A 16452-nucleotide genomic window follows, 5' to 3' on the forward strand; every position below is an offset into this window, starting at 1 on the left:
CTCGCCATGGCGCTCAGCCTGACACCCCAGAATGAGTCGCTCATCAATGCCCTACTCAACCCCTCAACAGCCCTGGCACTACCATCCCTGGCCAATGCATCTAGTGCTCATACAGGGCATGTTTTCACTACTTAATTCTGCAATGGCCTCCTCAATACCCTTATCGGCACTCACGGACTTAACGCCTACCTTGAATTGAGGATCAATGCATATGTACTGTGGCCTCTCGCTGGCTGGTACGTATATCGTGGCCTCCCTCTCACTCAATTCAAACTTAAATATGTCGACCTTACCACTTGGGTACTTAATCTCGAATTCTAGAGGTAATCTATAGATTGGGTATGAGTCATCTCCTTGGGCCTGGCTAATACTTAGTTTAACAAGTTTATTACCTGGGTCATAACTCCAGGAATACTTAATAACGGGGTGGCCTGATGAGTATACGAACTGGGTGAAGAACCAATCAAGCGGTTGCCCAGAGACCTCCTCAAGGGTCTTCCTGAGGTCCTCCGTATCGGCATTACCGTGGGCATGCCTGGTTAGGTATAGATTTATGCCTCTCCTGAAGACTTCATCACCGAGTAGGTTACGGAGGGTGTGCAGTACTAGGCTGCCCTTCTCATACGTATGCCTATCAAATACCTCCTCAGGGTCTCTATATAACCTCGTGACTATTGGCCTTGCGTACCTATTGCCATACTCATTGAGGTAATTCCTGAGGTTCTGGTAGAGCTCGTATAGGAACTCATCGCGTCCCTTGGCATGCTCCATATAGAGCGCTTCAAAATACGTGGCAAAGGCCTCGTTAAGCCATATATTAGCCCAGTCCTTCGTCGTCACGTAATCACCAAACCATTGGTGAGCAAGTTCATGGGCGACCAAGCCATCTGATGTGAAGTCCTCCATGCCTGGGCATGGGAACCTGGACCCTGGGCAATGGGCATGCTCATCGTGTAGCGTGGTGTCTGTGACTATCGTTACCGTGGTGTTCTCCATACCGCCATAAATGAATTCACTAACGGCAACATGCTTATAATTGGGCCATGGGTACTTAACGCCCGTGTACTCACTGTAAAACTTTATCATGTCACATGTCCTATAGAAGCTAAACCTAGCCCTATCACCGTAACCCCTAGGCACGTAGTGCTCAATGATTACCCCATCACAATCCTCCCTAACAACCTCAAACTCGCCAGCCGCAAGGGCCACGAGGTATGCCGAGTGAGGCTTGTCCAACCGCCAGTGCCACAACACCTCATTACCCAGGTCCCTAGTCTCCACTAAAACACCGTTTGAAACCGCAGTCCAGGTCTTCGGAACTATTATCAATAACTCGCTTGTGAATTTAATATTTGGGTAGTCGGGTATTGGTATCCAGTAATGATTATCCTCACTCTCACCTTGCGTCCAAACCATGGGCACCCTATCCCTGTAATGCTCGTCTGGCAGTACGAAGTAGAGGCCCTTCCTGGGCTTTGTTTCGTAACTCACCTGCACCATGTGGCTACCTGGGTTAAGGTATACCCTCAGCGTCCTGCCATCATACTCAAACCTGGCGTCTTGCCCATCAACCTTAACCGACACTATCCTCATCTCTGCGGCGTCAAGCTCAATATAGCCCCTGCCTAGTGGTACATCGACATTATATTCCGCCAGCCCCTCTATTGCCTTCTCGTTAGCCTTAATCCTTACTTGAGCCCTTAGGTGTCTCAGGGCATAACCGTAGTGTCTGGGGAATTGAATCCTATAATCAGGGTATACGAAGTTCCTACCAATCAGGTAACCAGCCCTATCAAAGGACACGTGGTATGGCGTTAAACGAAGTTAATATGCATTACCCAATCTAGAAAAACCTCACCTTGAGGACCGAGAGCCTATACACCCTATTCTGCTCCTCAGACCTGACGATCCTCTGCCCGAGCAGTGGGAATAACCTCTTCAATGTTAGGTAGCACTCCTCATCATCGAGTATGAACGTTATCACGGTTCCCACCGGCGCATCGCGGAAGTTCTGTATGGCAAGTGTACTGCCGTATGGGCAACCAATACCCCTTAGGTCAACTGTCAATTCGCCAACCCTCACAAGCAGTCAATGAGTATTGGTATACTTTAGGCATAATGCACTGTGCATTTTTTTGCATAGGTCCCTATTACATGGCATTAATCTATTTTAGGTAAAGGCCTAGGGAGGATTTATAAGTCTCGGAATTAATAATAATAGGTTCATGTCCGCAGGTAGGGACTTCATCAACCAGGTGATTATGGAGATTGAGAATTCAATCCTAAAACCCCTCGAGGACATTGAGAGCAGTGCCGAGGGGATTCTCGAGAACCTTTCGGAAAGCATTAATATCGAGAAGCCCAAGGTGATAGCCACGGTAAACCCCACGAATGAGTGCATTGAGTACGTGGATAAGGATCAACAATGCCAAGTAATTACTGGTAAGTACTTCCCAGAGGAGTCAATAATACTCATTAATTACAGAATCGACATGAACACACTCCTCCACCTATTTGCCCATCACGTGCACGCTATTGAAATGGGTAGGGCTAAGTACGTTAGGGTTAGGAGACTCGAGGAGTTGAGACTTCCCTGGGAATTGAGGCCTACCGAAATCGTTGCCATGTACAAGACAGCGCAGTTAGTGCGTATGCTTCAGCCCAGGGCCTGGAGGATCTATAACGAGGAGATTAAGCCCAGGATTAAGGAGATTGATGAGAAGTTCAACAGCGTGAGGTTTACGGTGAATTACATAGAGAGGCAGGTGGAGCACATACTGAGTAGTAGGAAGTCCATTCAATAATGTTTAGTAGGACTTGGTTAGTATTAATTATATATCTGAATATTGTCGTTTTATATTATTATAAAATAATACATTGTTGATAAAGCTTATAAAACTCTATAACATAGTATTACCTTGTATGTCAGTTACATGGGCTCTACCCTTTAAAGAGAAAATAATCCCCGAGATTGGGAAGGAGAGGGCAGTCGATCCCGAGGAATATAAAAGAATTCACCAGGAGAGTCTTAAGGACATTGAGGCCTTCTGGTCAAATATTGCCAGGGAACTCGAGTGGTTCAAGCCCTGGGATAAGGTACTTGCCGCTGATCCGCAACCACCGTTTTATAAGTGGTTTGTTGGTGGTAGGTTGAACGCGTCGTACCTGGCACTGGATAGGCATGTTAAGGGCGGTAGGAAGAATAAGGTGGCCATTATTTGGGAGGGTGAGCCGGTTGACCAAAACGGTAATCCACTTGAGGTTCGTAAGCTCACGTATTATGACCTATGGCGTGAGGTCAATAGGCTCGCTACGTACTTAAGAACAAGTTCGGCCTTAAGAAGGGCGATACCATAGGTATTTACTTACCAATGATTCCCGAGCTCCCAATAGCGATACTCGCGGCTGCAAGGCTCGGCGTAATATTCACAGTAGTCTTCAGCGGATTCACGGCTCAGGCATTGGCTGACAGGCTTAATGATGCCGAGGCTAAGCTGGTGATAACGGCTGACGGTGGTTATAGGCGTGGTAGGGTGATTAGGCTTAAGGAAATCGTTGACAAGGCCCTTGAGCAGTCACCCACGGTTAAGAACGTAATCGTCTACAGGAGGGTTGGGCTAAGTGACGTTAACATGGTTAAGGGCAGGGACTACTGGTGGCATGAGTTGATGAGTGACGTACCAGTAAACACATACGTTGAGCCAGAGCCTGTGGAGAGTGAGCACCCGCTATATATCCTATACACGTCCGGTACAACGGGTAAGCCCAAGGGCATTGTTCACGACACAGGCGGCTACATGGTACTACTCCACGCAACCATGAAGTGGGTATTCGACGCCAGGGAGGACGACATCCACTTCTGCACCGCGGACATCGGCTGGGTAACCGGGCATAGCTACATAGTATTTGGGCCGCTCCTCGAGGGTATGACAACGATAATGTATGAAGGCGCGCCCGACTACCCAAACCCAGATCGTTGGTGGGCGATTGCGGAGAGGTATGGAGCGACCATACTGTATACGAGCCCCACAGGCATAAGGACGCTCATGAGGTTTGGCGACGACTGGGTTAAGAAGCACGACCTTAGTACGATAAGGCTCATCCACTCAGTTGGTGAGCCAATAAACCCAGAGGCCTGGAGGTGGCTCTGGAAATTAGCTGGCAGGGAGAAGGTGCCCTTCGGCTCCACCTGGTGGATGACTGAGACGGGGGGCATATTAATATCCCATGCACCAGGCCTCGCCCTGGTACCACTTAAGCCGGGTACTAATGGGCCACCGCTGCCCGGTGTTGATGCGGATGTTGTTGATGATAATGGCAACCCAGTACAACCGGGGCAGAGAGGTTATCTCGTAATTAAGAGGCCTTGGCCAGGGATGCTACTGACAATCTGGAAGGACCCGGACAGGTACGTCAAGACCTACTGGAGTAAGTTTTCCGGAATGTTCTATGCTGCGATTACGCCGTTAAGGATGAGGATGGTTACTTCTGGATACTCGGTAGGGCTGATGAGGTGATCAAAGTTGCGGGTCATAGGCTCGGCACGTATGAGCTCGAGTCAGCATTAATACAGCACCCAGCAGTGGCTGAAGCATCTGTTGTAGGTATTCCAGATCCAGTGAAGGGTGAGGTTCCCGTGGCCTATGTAGTCCTTAAGCAGGGTTACCAACCCTCTGAGCAGTTGAAAGCCGAGTTGAATAATACGGTTAGGGAGCTCGTGGGGCCAATAGCCGCGTTATCGAATGTATTCTTCGTGACCAAACTACCGAAGACTAGGAGTGGCAAGATAATGAGGAGGTTGGTTAAGGCCGTCGTTACAGGCCAACCGCTGGGTGATGTAACGACGCTTGAGGATGAGGCTAGCGTTGAGGAGGTTAAGAAGGCTTACGAGGAGTTTAAGGCAGAGCTTGAGAAACTTAGTAAATAATGGTCGATAATAGGCAGGTTATTTGCTGGCCGTATTAACAGCAGTAATACCTCTTAATTTACATCCTACTCAGTTTTAATTAAGTGTTGATTTATAAGCGTGCAAGAGGTAAGGATAAATGTGGTTAACATAATTAAACCAAGGGTTGAGCTTGTGCTTATCTGGGGTAGTGAGGAGTTGGTTGCGGCAATGACTGACATTGTTTATAGGGCCTACTCCATTGAGGATGCGTTGAGGAGGGTTAGGGAGAGACCCGAGCTCGTGGCCAGGAGGATAACGGGCTTCCTTAGGGATGGGCACCACAGCGTCCTTGAGTTCATGGGTGCGAGTTGGCTTGTTGAGGGTAGTAGGGCGTTCACGCATGAGCTTGTTAGGCATAGGGTGGCTAGTTATTGGCAGGAGAGCCAGAGGTACGTCGACTACACCAAGGGGCAACTACGCTATGTACTACCACCAAGCCTAGCCAGTGAGTGGACTGGTTATTTAGACGGTATGTCGCAGGCCTACATAAAGGCTAGGGAGGGATTGGCGCCCGAGGATGCCAGGTACCTACTCCCAAACGCAATGGCCAGTAGGGTCTGGGTTCAGATGAATGCCAGGGAGTTCTTCCTAAACTTCGTACCGCTTAGGACGGGGCTTGGGGCTTTTCATGAGATTAGGCTTATTGCTTGGTTGATGTTCGACTCGTTGATTGATAAATTCCCAATAATAGCCAAGTGGGTTTGGGATAACCTACCGAGGCTACACCCAGACTACTGCAGGGGCATTGACAAGCTAGGCGGTGCTTACGGGACGAGTGACTGCAGGGTAGTTAGCATTAAGGATGCATTCAACAAATGGGGAATAGAAATACCGAAGGGGATTGCCAGTCTTATCTCTCAGTCTTAATAAAAGGCGTAATTAATGGTCTCGCGAACCCTGGAACCTGATTAATTAAGGCCTTAGGTAATGGCTTAACTAGGTAGAGGGCCATCAGCAGTATGGCCATGCTAATTAATTGAGCCAATGGCCAGGTAATTGGCGGATCTGGAATTGGCACAGCACAGGAGGAGACGATGGTTAGGATCAGGGACAAACCAATAACCAACACATTAATGCTTCTGACACTCCACCGTTCACTAAACCAAAAGGCTATGAGCGTCAACATGTAAATTAGGTAATTACTGACTATGGCCATGTAAATCCCAAGGAAGTGAAGAAGCACGTAAGCAAGCACCCCAAGGCCAAGGCCGACGACATTCGCCAGTAATGCATACCAACCTCTACCAATTACCCAGTAATATGACGCGTAAATACCGGCTATTACGGCTAATGGGGTATAACCAAGTAATACGGAGGCGTAGGGTATTGACTTAACGTACTCACCACTAATAATGCCCATCATCGGCAGGGCAGGTAACGCGAGGACTATTAATTGAGCAAGCAGTGACGCAGCTATGAAGGACGGTATTGCATACTCACGGAATGCCCTACCCACGTCAATGCCAACGCCAAGTCCCTGGGACAACCTGCTATTCATCACCGTGGACACGGCAGGGCCTAGGGCAGTCACGGCGTTGGCAATTGCGGCTGCCAATCCGTAAATACCCGTAAATCCAGGGCCAAGGTAAATGTAGACCAAGTACATAATTAAGTTGAAGCTCAGCGTACCCATGTAACCAAGTATCCATGACTGAAACCCAAACTCCAGGAATCCCCTCACACCACGCCTTATCACGTCAATACCAAGTAGTGGATCTACCAAGCCCTTAACGATGCCCACATAATAAAGCAACTGAGCCAATGAGCCCAGGAGTACGGATATAGCCAGCGCATAGACATTACGCATGACGATTATTAACAACACCTGGAACACCCTCATTACGAGCATGTTGATTGTAGAGCCCATGCCCTGGGACGCAACCCTACCCACTAACCATAGATAAAGTCCAAGGGCGCCAGCTATTGATTGTATGAAGACCGTGGCTATATAGATATACGCGGTACCAAACAACCACCTTGGTATGCCATTACTCACATATAATGGGGTGGCCAGGGCAATCACTAGGCCATAGACGATGGCCATAATCAATGACATTAGGATCATGGCTGAGAAGTAGGGCTTGGCATCACCGCCCCTGGCATACTTAATGGCGCCCTCCCTCGCGATTGCGCCTGATATACCCGGTATCGGTATCAAGGCACCTATTGAATTTATTATTGCGAATAATGCATTGTAATAACCGTACTGCGCCAGTGGTATGTACCTCGTTAAAACAACTATGTAGGCTATCGCCAATGCGTAGTTGGCCGCGGTGGTAGGTAATTAAGCACAATGGCGGTAACGGTACTCTCCTTAACCATTCACGAATCAGCCATACCCGGCATTTTAAATATTATGGACGTTAATAATGACGCCATAAAATACTTTAAAATTAATCCCATAAGGAGGTAATTAATGCCTATAAACGGCGTTATTCTCGTTGCCGGTGAAGGCACCAGGCTTAGGCCGTTAACGTATACGTTACCAAAGCCATTAATACCAATAATGGGTAAGCCCCTGGTCACAAGGATAATAGAGGGATTAATGAGTAACGGCATTAGTAATATTTACGTGGTTGTCGGGCACCTAGGCTTCCTGTTTAGGCAGGCTCTCGGTGATGGGTCGGGTATGGGCGTGAGCATTAAATACGCCGAGCAGAGGGAGAGACTTGGTATTGCCCATGCAATACATAGGGCAATTGAGGAGGGCGCAAATGGTGAATTAATTGTTCATCTAGGCGATAATTACTTCGGCGAGGGACTGAACAGATTCATCCGTGAGTTTAGGGATGGTGATTATGACGTCTATGTGGTTTTAACAAAGCATAAAGACCTAACTAGGTTTGGAAATGCCGTGATTAAGGATGGCAAGATAGTAAGGCTCATTGAGAAGCCTAGGGAACCACCACCCAATAGCCTGGTGATGACCGGGATATACATGTTCAGGGACTCCAGGGATGTGGAGAGGGCCTTTAGCACGCTTAAGCCGTCGGCAAGGGGTGAGTATGAGATAACAGACCTAATTCAGTGGTTCATTGATAACGGCAGGAGGGTGGGGTACTCAGTGACCAATAGTTGGTGGAAGGACATGGGAACACCCCAGGACATACTCGACCTACTCTACCTAATGCTTGATGAGGCTAAGCAGAGGATTGAGGGTGAGGTCAGGGGCGAGGTTAATGGTAGGGTCATTATAGAGCGAGGAGCAGTAATCGAGGGTAGGGTTCACGGACCGGCCTACATTGGGAGGGGTTCGGTGATTGGTAAGGATACGGTAATTGAGCATTACGTTGATGTCGAATCAAACGTCTCAATAAATGGCGGGAGCCTGAGTAGGTCATTAATACTTAACGATGCATCACTCGAGTTGGGTAGGGCCAGGCTTATTGACAGTATTATTGGGCCTAAGTCCTTAATTAGGCTTTCCAATGGCGTGGTGAGGCTTATAATTGGTGAGGAAAATAGTATAGAGAGTGTTTAATTATTGCCAGGGCGTATCCTTAATGAAATACTCATCATTTATAAGGGTCTCCACCACCACTCATTTTCCAAGTACCATTTAATAGTCATTCTTAACCCATCCTCCCAGTTAATTAATGGTTTCCAACCAAGTGATAGTATCTTATCACCCCTCATTAAGTACCTTCTATCCTGGCCCGGCCTATCACTCGTGAAGTGAATAAGGCTTCTAGCTTATTCAATAATTCAAGTATTTTCTCAACAACCTCTAGCACACTTCTTTCATTAAAGCCAGGTACATTATATATCTCACCAGGTCTACCCTTCTCAGCGACTAACCATATTGCTCTGCAGGTATCCTCTACATAAAGCCAATCCCTCCTTTGAGATCCATTGCCATGCACAATAACTGGTAAGCCATGAACCGCCCTAATTATTGTCTTAGGTATTAACTTTTCTGGGTGTTGGCGTGGGCCATAATTGTTCGAAGGCCTAACAATGGAGGCATCTATATTGTATGTTCTCCAGTAAGCCATTAATAGCATGTCGCCGGATGCCTTAGTAGCGGAGTACGGATTACTTGGACGAAGTACTGTATCCTCACTGGCAGGTTCTCTACCCTCTAGGTCACCATAAACCTCATCGGTAGATACATGAATAAGCCTCGTATCAATCCTCCTAACAACCTCCAAAAGTGTGTAAACACCATAAATATTTGTTCTAATGAATGGTTCAGGATCTCTAATACTTCTATCAACATGAGTCTCAGCAGCAAAATTAACAATGATATCAGGCTGAAACTCCCTAGCAACGCTAAACAGTTTATCCTTATCAACTATATCACCCCGAACAACCTTAACACTACTTGGTAAGTTCTCAGGGCGACCCGCATAGGTAAATGCATCATACACCATAACCTCATGACCTAAACCAAGAAGATACCAAACGAAATTACTTCCAATAAAACCAGCACCACCAGTAACTAAAATCCTCATCTACGCATCGATGCTGTAGCACGTTTTTAAGGATTTCCAATTAAGGGATTAGTTCGGTAACATCAAGGCATAATAAGGTATTTATATTAAGCACGTCATTGTTAATCAGGCGTGGGCTTTGGTTGATGTTATTACGATAATAGCCGTGGTGGTGAGTATCGCATCATCAACGGCATCCCTAGCCTACTGGCTCGGCAGGAAATTCGCGGAGGTAGAGTCTAGGTTTAGCCATGTTGATTTAAGGTTCAGCCAGGTTGAAGATAAATTCAATAGTATTGAAGAGAGGTTTAATAATGTTGAAGGTAGAATTAATGGAATTGAGAATAGGATCAATAAGATCGAGAATAGGATTAATGAGATTGAAAGTAGAATCAATGGGGTTGAGGGTAGGATTGGTAGTATTGAAGCTAGGATTGAAAGGCTTGAAAACGCGTTCACGCAGTTCTCTGAGGTTCTCATAACGGCATTGGAGACCAAGGGTATATCCACATGGACGGAGGCACCGACTCTCAGGGACATGGTGAAGACACTACTACCGGTGCCGAGGACCAAGTACTACACGTGGGAGGTCTATGAGAGACTTAGGCAGTTACTTGATAAGGACCCGAATGAGTACACGATGGTGGATATCGAGCAGATGAATGAGATCGCAGATTTAATAGAGAAGGAGGGCTTTGAAACAAAGAGGAGGGACCTAATCGAGTATGCCTGGAAACTAGGTATTACGCAATGGTTGCTAAGGTGGTCTTCGTATACCCAAAACTAAGGCAACAGAAATAATGCTGCACCAGCCCTGGTGCTAAGCCGCCACTAACCTTCAGGTCCTCACAATAATTCAACCATGACATCACTAAATCCCTGCATAGTAGTCTCGACATACAATCAAGGAACTTAAGGTACTGGAATTAGACGTGGACTGAAGAATACAAAGCATTAACACAAGGTAAGTATTTAAGGAGGTTAATCACTGCCTTAAACTGTGAATACCGAAGCCCTTGAGAAGCCTTTACCTAAGCCAAGTACAGAGGATTACGTAGCAGCCAGGCTACTTGAATCCCTAATTGAGGCTGGACTGGCCATTAAGTTCCTCAAGGATGGCCTCGTTAGGAATGCAGCCGGTAAGGCCTTCCAAGCATGGAGAGCATTTTTAGCAGCTCTACTAAGGTTTGAGTTAGATAAGTTAATTCAGACCACGAGGGCTGATGAGGAAAGGAGGTGGCTCATGGAGAGAGCAGTGCCTAGGGTACTAACAACGAGGATGGTTAGACTATCACAAATGCTTGAGGAGGTTGGTCACTATGGAATATCCGCATGGACGGATAGGGCGTTGAACTTGCATGACTACCAGTACAACGGGCCAGACCCGGACATGGCACTGTCGAAGTACGGGAGTAGGGAGGAGGCTGCGGTGGCTGTGATGGGTCTCGTAAAGGAGTTGGCGAACAGAATCGAGAACCTAAAGCCGCGGGTAAAGTGGAACGATGAACTCGAGAACGCACTAAACGAATTAAGGAAAGCCATTAAGTGAGCGGGGGATTGCGGTGACGAATTCATTGATAAAGCCTCACGTTGAGTAGGCTTATGGATTTAGTGACTTAACGAATATGGAATAAGCACTCAAGCCGTTGCAAGAGCCATACTAATAACGACCCACAATTAACCAACATGCCTTAAATTCCCTCATGTAGGGAGCAACACAGTTTAAGGCCTAAACACCTGTAGTTAGGCCTTAGTAGTTGCCTCATTGTTAAGTGATTTTCAACATCATTACTTCCCTATTGGGAAGTGATGTTTATGAGTGCGCATTAATGCGTCCTAGTCCCTATACAACGCACTTGATGGATTTATGACTCATTGCATGCTTCATGAAATCCTTAATTAAGTTGGGAAGGGATAAAAGGCAGGCTTAGAGGATTAATATAGTGAGGAGGGTTAAGCTTAGTTTTGCTGATCGGCAAGTGGAGTTCGTTGATAGGGAGAGAGCCTTGAGCAGGTTAGGGATTGGGCTGAGAAGGGCACGTACCCCGTACAAGTGGTCTATGGCCCGGAGGCTGCGGTAAGACTGCCTGGTTATTGCAGTCGGTTGAGCTGCTCAGGGATTATGGTTTTAACGTAATTTACGTTAATCCCATCGAGAGTACTGCCAGGGTAGAGCTGGGCGTTGATGACCTACGTGAGAAGGTTCTAGCCTTAATACGCGAGGCCATGGGCCAACTCGCCTGGGGTAAGGTCATTTGGGCTGTTATTGACATTGCCAGGGAGGCCCTTGAGGCTGGCACCCGTAGACTGGCAGTAATCGTCGACGACATCTTCCAAGCCATAGGCATTGACAAGGCGGCAATATACGTTAAGGGTCTCCTAGGCATTCTAGAACACCCGCCGGTCGAGTATGAGAGGGTGGTAGCAGTCGTGGCAACAAGTGAGGGATTAAGCCTACGCGAAATAGGACGCCATAATTGGGCTGAATTTAAACCAACCTGGAACATGGCTAAGGGGGGATTCGAGAAACTCTACGAACAGATACCCGGCGGGAAACCGCCATTTAACGATGCTTGGCAGGAGACAGGCGGGAACCCGAGGATGCTCCTTAGACTGTACAGGGCTGGTTGGAGCGTCGATGCCGTAGTAAGGGAACTCATTAGGGAGAAGGGCATAACGCCGCAGTTCATTAACAAATGGAGGACCTGGCTCAGGGGAGCCGTTGAGGACCCAGACGTGTTATGGAGCCCCGAAGCACCCGGGGAGTTAATTAATGAACTAATTAGTATGAACCTAATACTCTATAACCTCCATGATAGAGACCCATGGTTTTGGATAGACCAACCACCACCAAAGAGGGATCCCGAGCTGGGCATTGGCAAGTACGTGGCCTGGCAGACACCACTCCATAGGGAGGTCGTGAAAAGGGCGTTGGAAACGCTTGGAAATTAGGTTAATGACAGAAATTCAACGCTCACCCTCAACAACGCAATCTCAATAAGCATTTATAGGGAAAACCAGCAAGCAATCTGTGAATACTGAGCCATTGAAAGACCATTACCTAAGCCCACCGTGGAGTATTATATCAATGCCAGGTTACTGGAGGCTTTGGTTGAGGCTGATCTGGCTTTGCGGTTTCTAAACGAGGGATTGGTCAGGAATGCGGCTGGTAAGGCCTTTCAGGCTTGGAGGGCCTTATTGGCTGCCTTACTGAGGCTTGAGGTTAATAGGTTGGTTAAGGTTAGTGGGACCGAGGAGGAGAGACGGTGGCTAATGGAAAGGGCTGTACCGAGGGTTCCAACGAGTAGGATGAAGGCACTGTCGCAATTGCTTGAGGAGGTTGGGTACGGTGATGCATCACTATGGACTGACAAGCGCTTAACCTGCATGATTACCAATACAATGGTCCGGATCCGATATGGTGTTATCGAAGTACGGGAGTAGAGAGGAGGCTGCCTACGACGTAATCAAATTAATAAGTGGTATAATTAAATATGTAGAGACGATAAAGCAGAGGATTAAGTGGAGTGAGGAGCTTGAAGGTGAATTTAAGGCATTAAGGGAGGAACTTGGTGCTAAAGCAGGGTGAGAAAAACCACCAGTGATGGTTTTAGTCTCATTACCCAACTCAATCATGTCATCTCAGCAAGTCAATGCTTATTAACTCAACGTGGCCTAGGGAAAACCAAAATGAGGATATGCATACTCGAGGAATTCACAAGGCTCGGCGGCGGGCAGGTCTACGCCCTACAAATGGCCAGGGCATTAACGGAGCTTGGGCACTCCGTGGATTTCGTGATTGCCGGCGAGGTTAGGGTTGACCCTAAATACCCAGTGAGGCACGTAGACGTGGGTTTCAAGGCATCCTACGACCCAGTCTCACTACTCATTAACTACATGAACCATAGGAGGCTCAGGGGCTTACTAAGCAAGTACGTCAGCGACTGCGACCTAGTCATAAACAACCACCCAAACTACATACCCTATAGCAAGGGGCCAATAGTGCTCCACGGACTATCCTTCGTGGACTTCATAATCGATGAGAACGGGAACATAAAGAACCAACCACTCTTCTGGGTACTCTCCAGGATCTACAGGATATACGACGAATCATTCATGATATACAACTCCAGGTACACGATGAACCTAGCCAAGAAACTACTACCAAAAATGGGCATAGAACCAAGCCTCGAGCACATACTAAGCCCACACTACACAATAAGCACAGACAAGATACCGCAGAAGGAGGACTACGTACTAACCCTAGGAAGACTCGAGTGGAGCAAGGGCTATAGAGAATTAATGAAAATAGCGCCAAAAATAAGGAGGAGGATCATAGTGCAGGCAGGGCAGACTCAAGGGAATCAAGGGAAGTGATCAAGGCACTGAGGAGTGTGGGCAACATAGACGTGATGCCAGACATAGACGAAAAAAACGAAGGAGGAACTATACAAACACGCATCGACATACCTACACCTAAAGCCCAACGAACACTTCGGAATAGCCGTACTAGACGCAATAGCCACAGCAACAATACCAATAGTACCAAGGACGGGAGGGCCCTGGACAGACATAGTGGAGGAGGGGAAGTACGGACTTGGATACACAAACACCGAGGAAATACCACAACTAATAAGTAAGGCTGAGAATACGCTCGATAGAGAAAAGATATTCAAGAGCAGGGAGAGATATAGCCCAGAAAACTTCAAAAGAAAACTCATGAAGGCATTGTCAATGGCGATACGCGGTAAGACTACGGAATAAACTTAGCGTGGATGCTGTGAATAATACTTAAATAATGACATTTAATATTGAAAATACCGTGCAAAATGCGATTAATCAATAAGTACATCATTATTAATGAAGTCGAGAAAAGGAGGTCAATCATCAGATTAATCTCTTTACCATTATTAATTCAATTCTACGTAATATTCACACTCGGCTACCTAAACATAACACCACAACTATATAATTACGAAGTAATACATACATCGGCAATAATATTCACGGCGGGGCTCCTTCTACTCCTAACACCAACAATAGCAAACCAAGTACGACAGGCAATAAACGACAAGTACTACGCAACAACCCTACTAATATTCCTGGCAATAACCTACGAACTAACCTACCTAGCCACAGTACCACCATACTACGGACTAAGCCTAGGGGCAAGCCTAGACACGGCAACCTACCTACAATCCTTCGCCTCACTAACATATTATAGGCAGTTCCTAGTGAGCTTCGCGGGACCATTCTTCAGCGTGCACGCATCACCAATACTACTCCTAATATACCCAATCTATGAGGCATACCCATCAATATACACACTAATGACAATACAGGTAGTAATACTAATGCTACCAATGCCACTAATATACAAACTAGGCATGAAAATACTCAACAACCCAAAACACGCACTAGCCACAGCCCTACTCTACATACTATACCCATGGATAACAACCGCCTACGCACCATTCGAGGTAGTCACCCTGGCAGGCTCACTCATAGCAATGGCACTAATAACAATGTACCTAAACGACAGGAGGGCCTACTGGGCATCACTAACCCTAGCCATGGCATCGATAGAGTACGTACACTATTCGGCATCGGACTAAGCATATACCAAGCACTAACGAGGGAATTCAGGAAACTAGCCATACCAACACTCATATACTCAATAGCATGGTTAATAACCGACTACTACCTAGTAATGTACTTCAGCGGCTGGACACACAACATATTCTCAAGCCTATACGGAGCAGCACTAAGCTCATTACTAACAAGCATAACAAATAAATTGCTTAGCCTCAAAGCAACTAGAACGCTGTCAATCGACCCATCACGCAATGGTATAGACACAATTAGTGTATTAAACAGTATAATTCAACAAGCCATTTCTCAATACGACATAAAGACCCAATACGTAGTGGAGGTATTCGGCCCCTTGGCATTCATGAGCTTCCTTGAACCACAAACAATACTATTAATGCCCTGGCTAGCGGCATTACTAACAAACTTCACACCATACTACATACCCAACGTATACTACACAATCCTAATCAGCGCAGTCGCACTACCAGCAACAATATGGGCACTAAGAAAACTAGGGACCGAAACAAGGAAAAAGGCATTAACGGCGCTACTGATAATAAACACAATAGCCGGACTACTCATGGGACCACTAACACCGCTCTCCGGGCTATACTACGGAAACACAATACCAAACTGGAACACACCAGTGGCCAACCAATACGACCTAGCCATGATACGACTAGCCAACTACATACCATGGAACGCATCGGTAGCCGTACCAGCCACGGCAGTCCCCTGGTACTCAATAACAAGATACGGATGGGGAAACCACGGAGTACCATTCTTCGGACCCAACAGCGATACTCAGTACGTGGTATACTCACCACTAGTACAGACGGGCTACCCATACAGCACGGGAGGCAGTAATTATGAGCCGTACGCCTTTGATGATGGCGCATGGATACTGAAGGCAAACTATACGGGGCCAATAAAGGTGATCAACGGGTTCTACTACGAGAACACCTATGTAATAAACCCGGTATTGCCAGGTACGTGGCAATACCCAATAGCCCAAATACCACCAACAAACATAACAATACAAATAAAAACCGAGGCAAAACCACAACAGGCAATAGTATTACTAAACACAACACTACTAAAAACACAACTACAACAACCCCAGGGAATAACCTGCGGAATAGGACCAGGAGAAATAGGAGTACCAGGAAATACCTACATCGCACAACCAATAACCATAAATGAAACCACAAAAATAAACACAATAACAGTATTCACATCATACATAGGCGGCTTAGCCACAGCAGAATTAGCAATAACATCATCACCAATACCCAACCAAGAAAACACAATATACACATACACCTTCACAACACCATGGTGGTGCTCACCACACTCCTGGGCAACACCAATAACAGCAAACCCAGGCATAACCCTAAAGCCAGGAATATACTACGTAATACTCACATTCCCGATAGAGGGACAAACAGTATGTGAGCAAATACCAAACGCACCAAAGGC

At 46.8% G+C, this 16452-nt stretch carries 13 protein-coding genes and 3 pseudogenes; 11 read left to right on the forward strand and 5 right to left on the reverse strand.

Annotation, left to right across the window (positions count from 1 at the left end):
- Positions 1-78 precede the first annotated feature (78 nt).
- Positions 79-1803, reverse strand: coding sequence for a M1 family metallopeptidase (locus JCM16159_RS01425; RefSeq protein WP_243665523.1), 1725 nt, complete (start codon positions 1801-1803; stop codon positions 79-81).
- Between the two features lie 40 nt (positions 1804-1843).
- The gene (locus JCM16159_RS01430; protein ID WP_054856721.1) at positions 1844-2083 is read right to left on the reverse strand and encodes a sulfurtransferase TusA family protein; all 240 of its coding nucleotides are present in this window, start codon (positions 2081-2083) and stop codon (positions 1844-1846) included.
- Between the two features lie 142 nt (positions 2084-2225).
- Here JCM16159_RS01430 and JCM16159_RS01435 point away from each other — a divergent pair, with 142 nt between their 5' ends.
- The 3 genes and pseudogenes from JCM16159_RS01435 (at position 2226) to thyX (ending at position 5815) form a co-directional block, all read left to right on the forward strand.
- Entirely contained in the window at positions 2226-2804 is a 579-nt protein-coding gene (locus JCM16159_RS01435; protein ID WP_054856722.1) for a hypothetical protein, read from the forward strand.
- Between the two features lie 118 nt (positions 2805-2922).
- A pseudogene (acs, locus tag JCM16159_RS01440) lies at positions 2923-4927 on the forward strand (acetate--CoA ligase).
- Positions 4928-5026: 99 nt separating this feature from the next.
- Positions 5027-5815: an FAD-dependent thymidylate synthase gene (gene thyX, locus JCM16159_RS01445; RefSeq protein WP_054856723.1), complete on the forward strand. Its 789-nt coding sequence runs from the start codon at positions 5027-5029 to the stop codon at positions 5813-5815.
- Here thyX and JCM16159_RS01450 read toward each other — a convergent pair.
- Complete coding sequence (locus JCM16159_RS01450) at positions 5799-7205, reverse strand: oligosaccharide flippase family protein (protein WP_243665524.1); 1407 nt, start codon at positions 7203-7205, stop codon at positions 5799-5801. The genes thyX and JCM16159_RS01450 overlap by 17 nt on opposite strands.
- A 159-nt stretch (positions 7206-7364) precedes the next feature.
- On the opposite strand from JCM16159_RS01450, the gene JCM16159_RS01460 reads away from it, so the two are divergent.
- Positions 7365-8429, forward strand: a complete 1065-nt coding sequence (locus JCM16159_RS01460; RefSeq protein WP_243665525.1) for a glucose-1-phosphate thymidylyltransferase — start codon at positions 7365-7367, stop codon at positions 8427-8429.
- A 154-nt stretch (positions 8430-8583) separates the two neighbouring features.
- Here JCM16159_RS01460 and JCM16159_RS01465 read toward each other — a convergent pair whose 3' ends face one another.
- Positions 8584-9402, reverse strand: a complete 819-nt coding sequence (locus JCM16159_RS01465) for a dTDP-glucose 4,6-dehydratase (protein ID WP_243665526.1) — start codon at positions 9400-9402, stop codon at positions 8584-8586.
- 118 nt (positions 9403-9520) lie between these two features.
- Between JCM16159_RS01465 and JCM16159_RS01470 the strand changes: the two genes are divergently transcribed.
- From JCM16159_RS01470 to JCM16159_RS01490, 5 genes and pseudogenes are all read left to right on the forward strand, one after another.
- Complete coding sequence (locus tag JCM16159_RS01470; RefSeq protein WP_054856725.1) at positions 9521-10168, forward strand: hypothetical protein; 648 nt, start codon at positions 9521-9523, stop codon at positions 10166-10168.
- Between the two features lie 213 nt (positions 10169-10381).
- Positions 10382-10930, forward strand: coding sequence for a PaREP1 family protein (locus tag JCM16159_RS01475; protein ID WP_054856726.1), 549 nt, complete (start codon positions 10382-10384; stop codon positions 10928-10930).
- Positions 10931-11475: 545 nt separating this feature from the next.
- Complete coding sequence (locus JCM16159_RS01480; RefSeq protein WP_367834197.1) at positions 11476-12333, forward strand: ATP-binding protein; 858 nt, start codon at positions 11476-11478, stop codon at positions 12331-12333.
- Positions 12334-12426: 93 nt separating this feature from the next.
- Positions 12427-12970 (forward strand): annotated as a pseudogene (locus JCM16159_RS01485) (PaREP1 family protein).
- 101 nt (positions 12971-13071) lie between these two features.
- On the forward strand, positions 13072-13758 hold the full coding sequence (locus JCM16159_RS01490) for a glycosyltransferase (protein ID WP_054856727.1): 687 nt from the start codon (positions 13072-13074) through the stop codon (positions 13756-13758).
- Here JCM16159_RS01490 and JCM16159_RS13380 read toward each other — a convergent pair.
- Positions 13746-13955, reverse strand: a complete 210-nt coding sequence (locus JCM16159_RS13380; RefSeq protein ID WP_243665527.1) for a hypothetical protein — start codon at positions 13953-13955, stop codon at positions 13746-13748. The two genes, JCM16159_RS01490 and JCM16159_RS13380, sit on opposite strands and share 13 nt — an antisense overlap.
- Here JCM16159_RS13380 and JCM16159_RS01495 point away from each other — a divergent pair.
- Together JCM16159_RS01495 and JCM16159_RS13385 are read left to right on the forward strand one after the other, a co-directional pair.
- Positions 13876-14145, forward strand: a pseudogene (locus JCM16159_RS01495) (glycosyl transferase family 1); the annotation flags it as partial. The gene JCM16159_RS13380 and the pseudogene JCM16159_RS01495 overlap by 80 nt on opposite strands.
- Before the next feature lie 47 nt (positions 14146-14192).
- Entirely contained in the window at positions 14193-14996 is an 804-nt protein-coding gene (locus JCM16159_RS13385; RefSeq protein WP_243665528.1) for a DUF2079 domain-containing protein, read from the forward strand.
- The last annotated feature ends 1456 nt before the right edge of the window (positions 14997-16452 follow it).

Source organism: Vulcanisaeta sp. JCM 16159, from assembly GCF_001316265.1.
Classification (GTDB): domain Archaea; phylum Thermoproteota; class Thermoprotei; order Thermoproteales; family Thermocladiaceae; genus Vulcanisaeta.

Excerpts from the sequence above, each read along its gene's own strand:
- JCM16159_RS01435 (WP_054856722.1), top strand. The coding sequence starts at position 2,226 with ATGTCCGCAGGTAGGGACTTCATCAACCAGGTGATTATGGAGATTGAG.
- JCM16159_RS01460 (WP_243665525.1), top strand. The coding sequence starts at position 7,365 with ATGCCTATAAACGGCGTTATTCTCGTTGCCGGTGAAGGCACCAGGCTT.
- JCM16159_RS01465 (WP_243665526.1), bottom strand. The coding sequence starts at position 9,402 with ATGAGGATTTTAGTTACTGGTGGTGCTGGTTTTATTGGAAGTAATTTC.
- JCM16159_RS01490 (WP_054856727.1), top strand. The coding sequence starts at position 13,072 with ATGAGGATATGCATACTCGAGGAATTCACAAGGCTCGGCGGCGGGCAG.
- JCM16159_RS13380 (WP_243665527.1), bottom strand. The coding sequence starts at position 13,955 with ATGTCTGTCCAGGGCCCTCCCGTCCTTGGTACTATTGGTATTGTTGCT.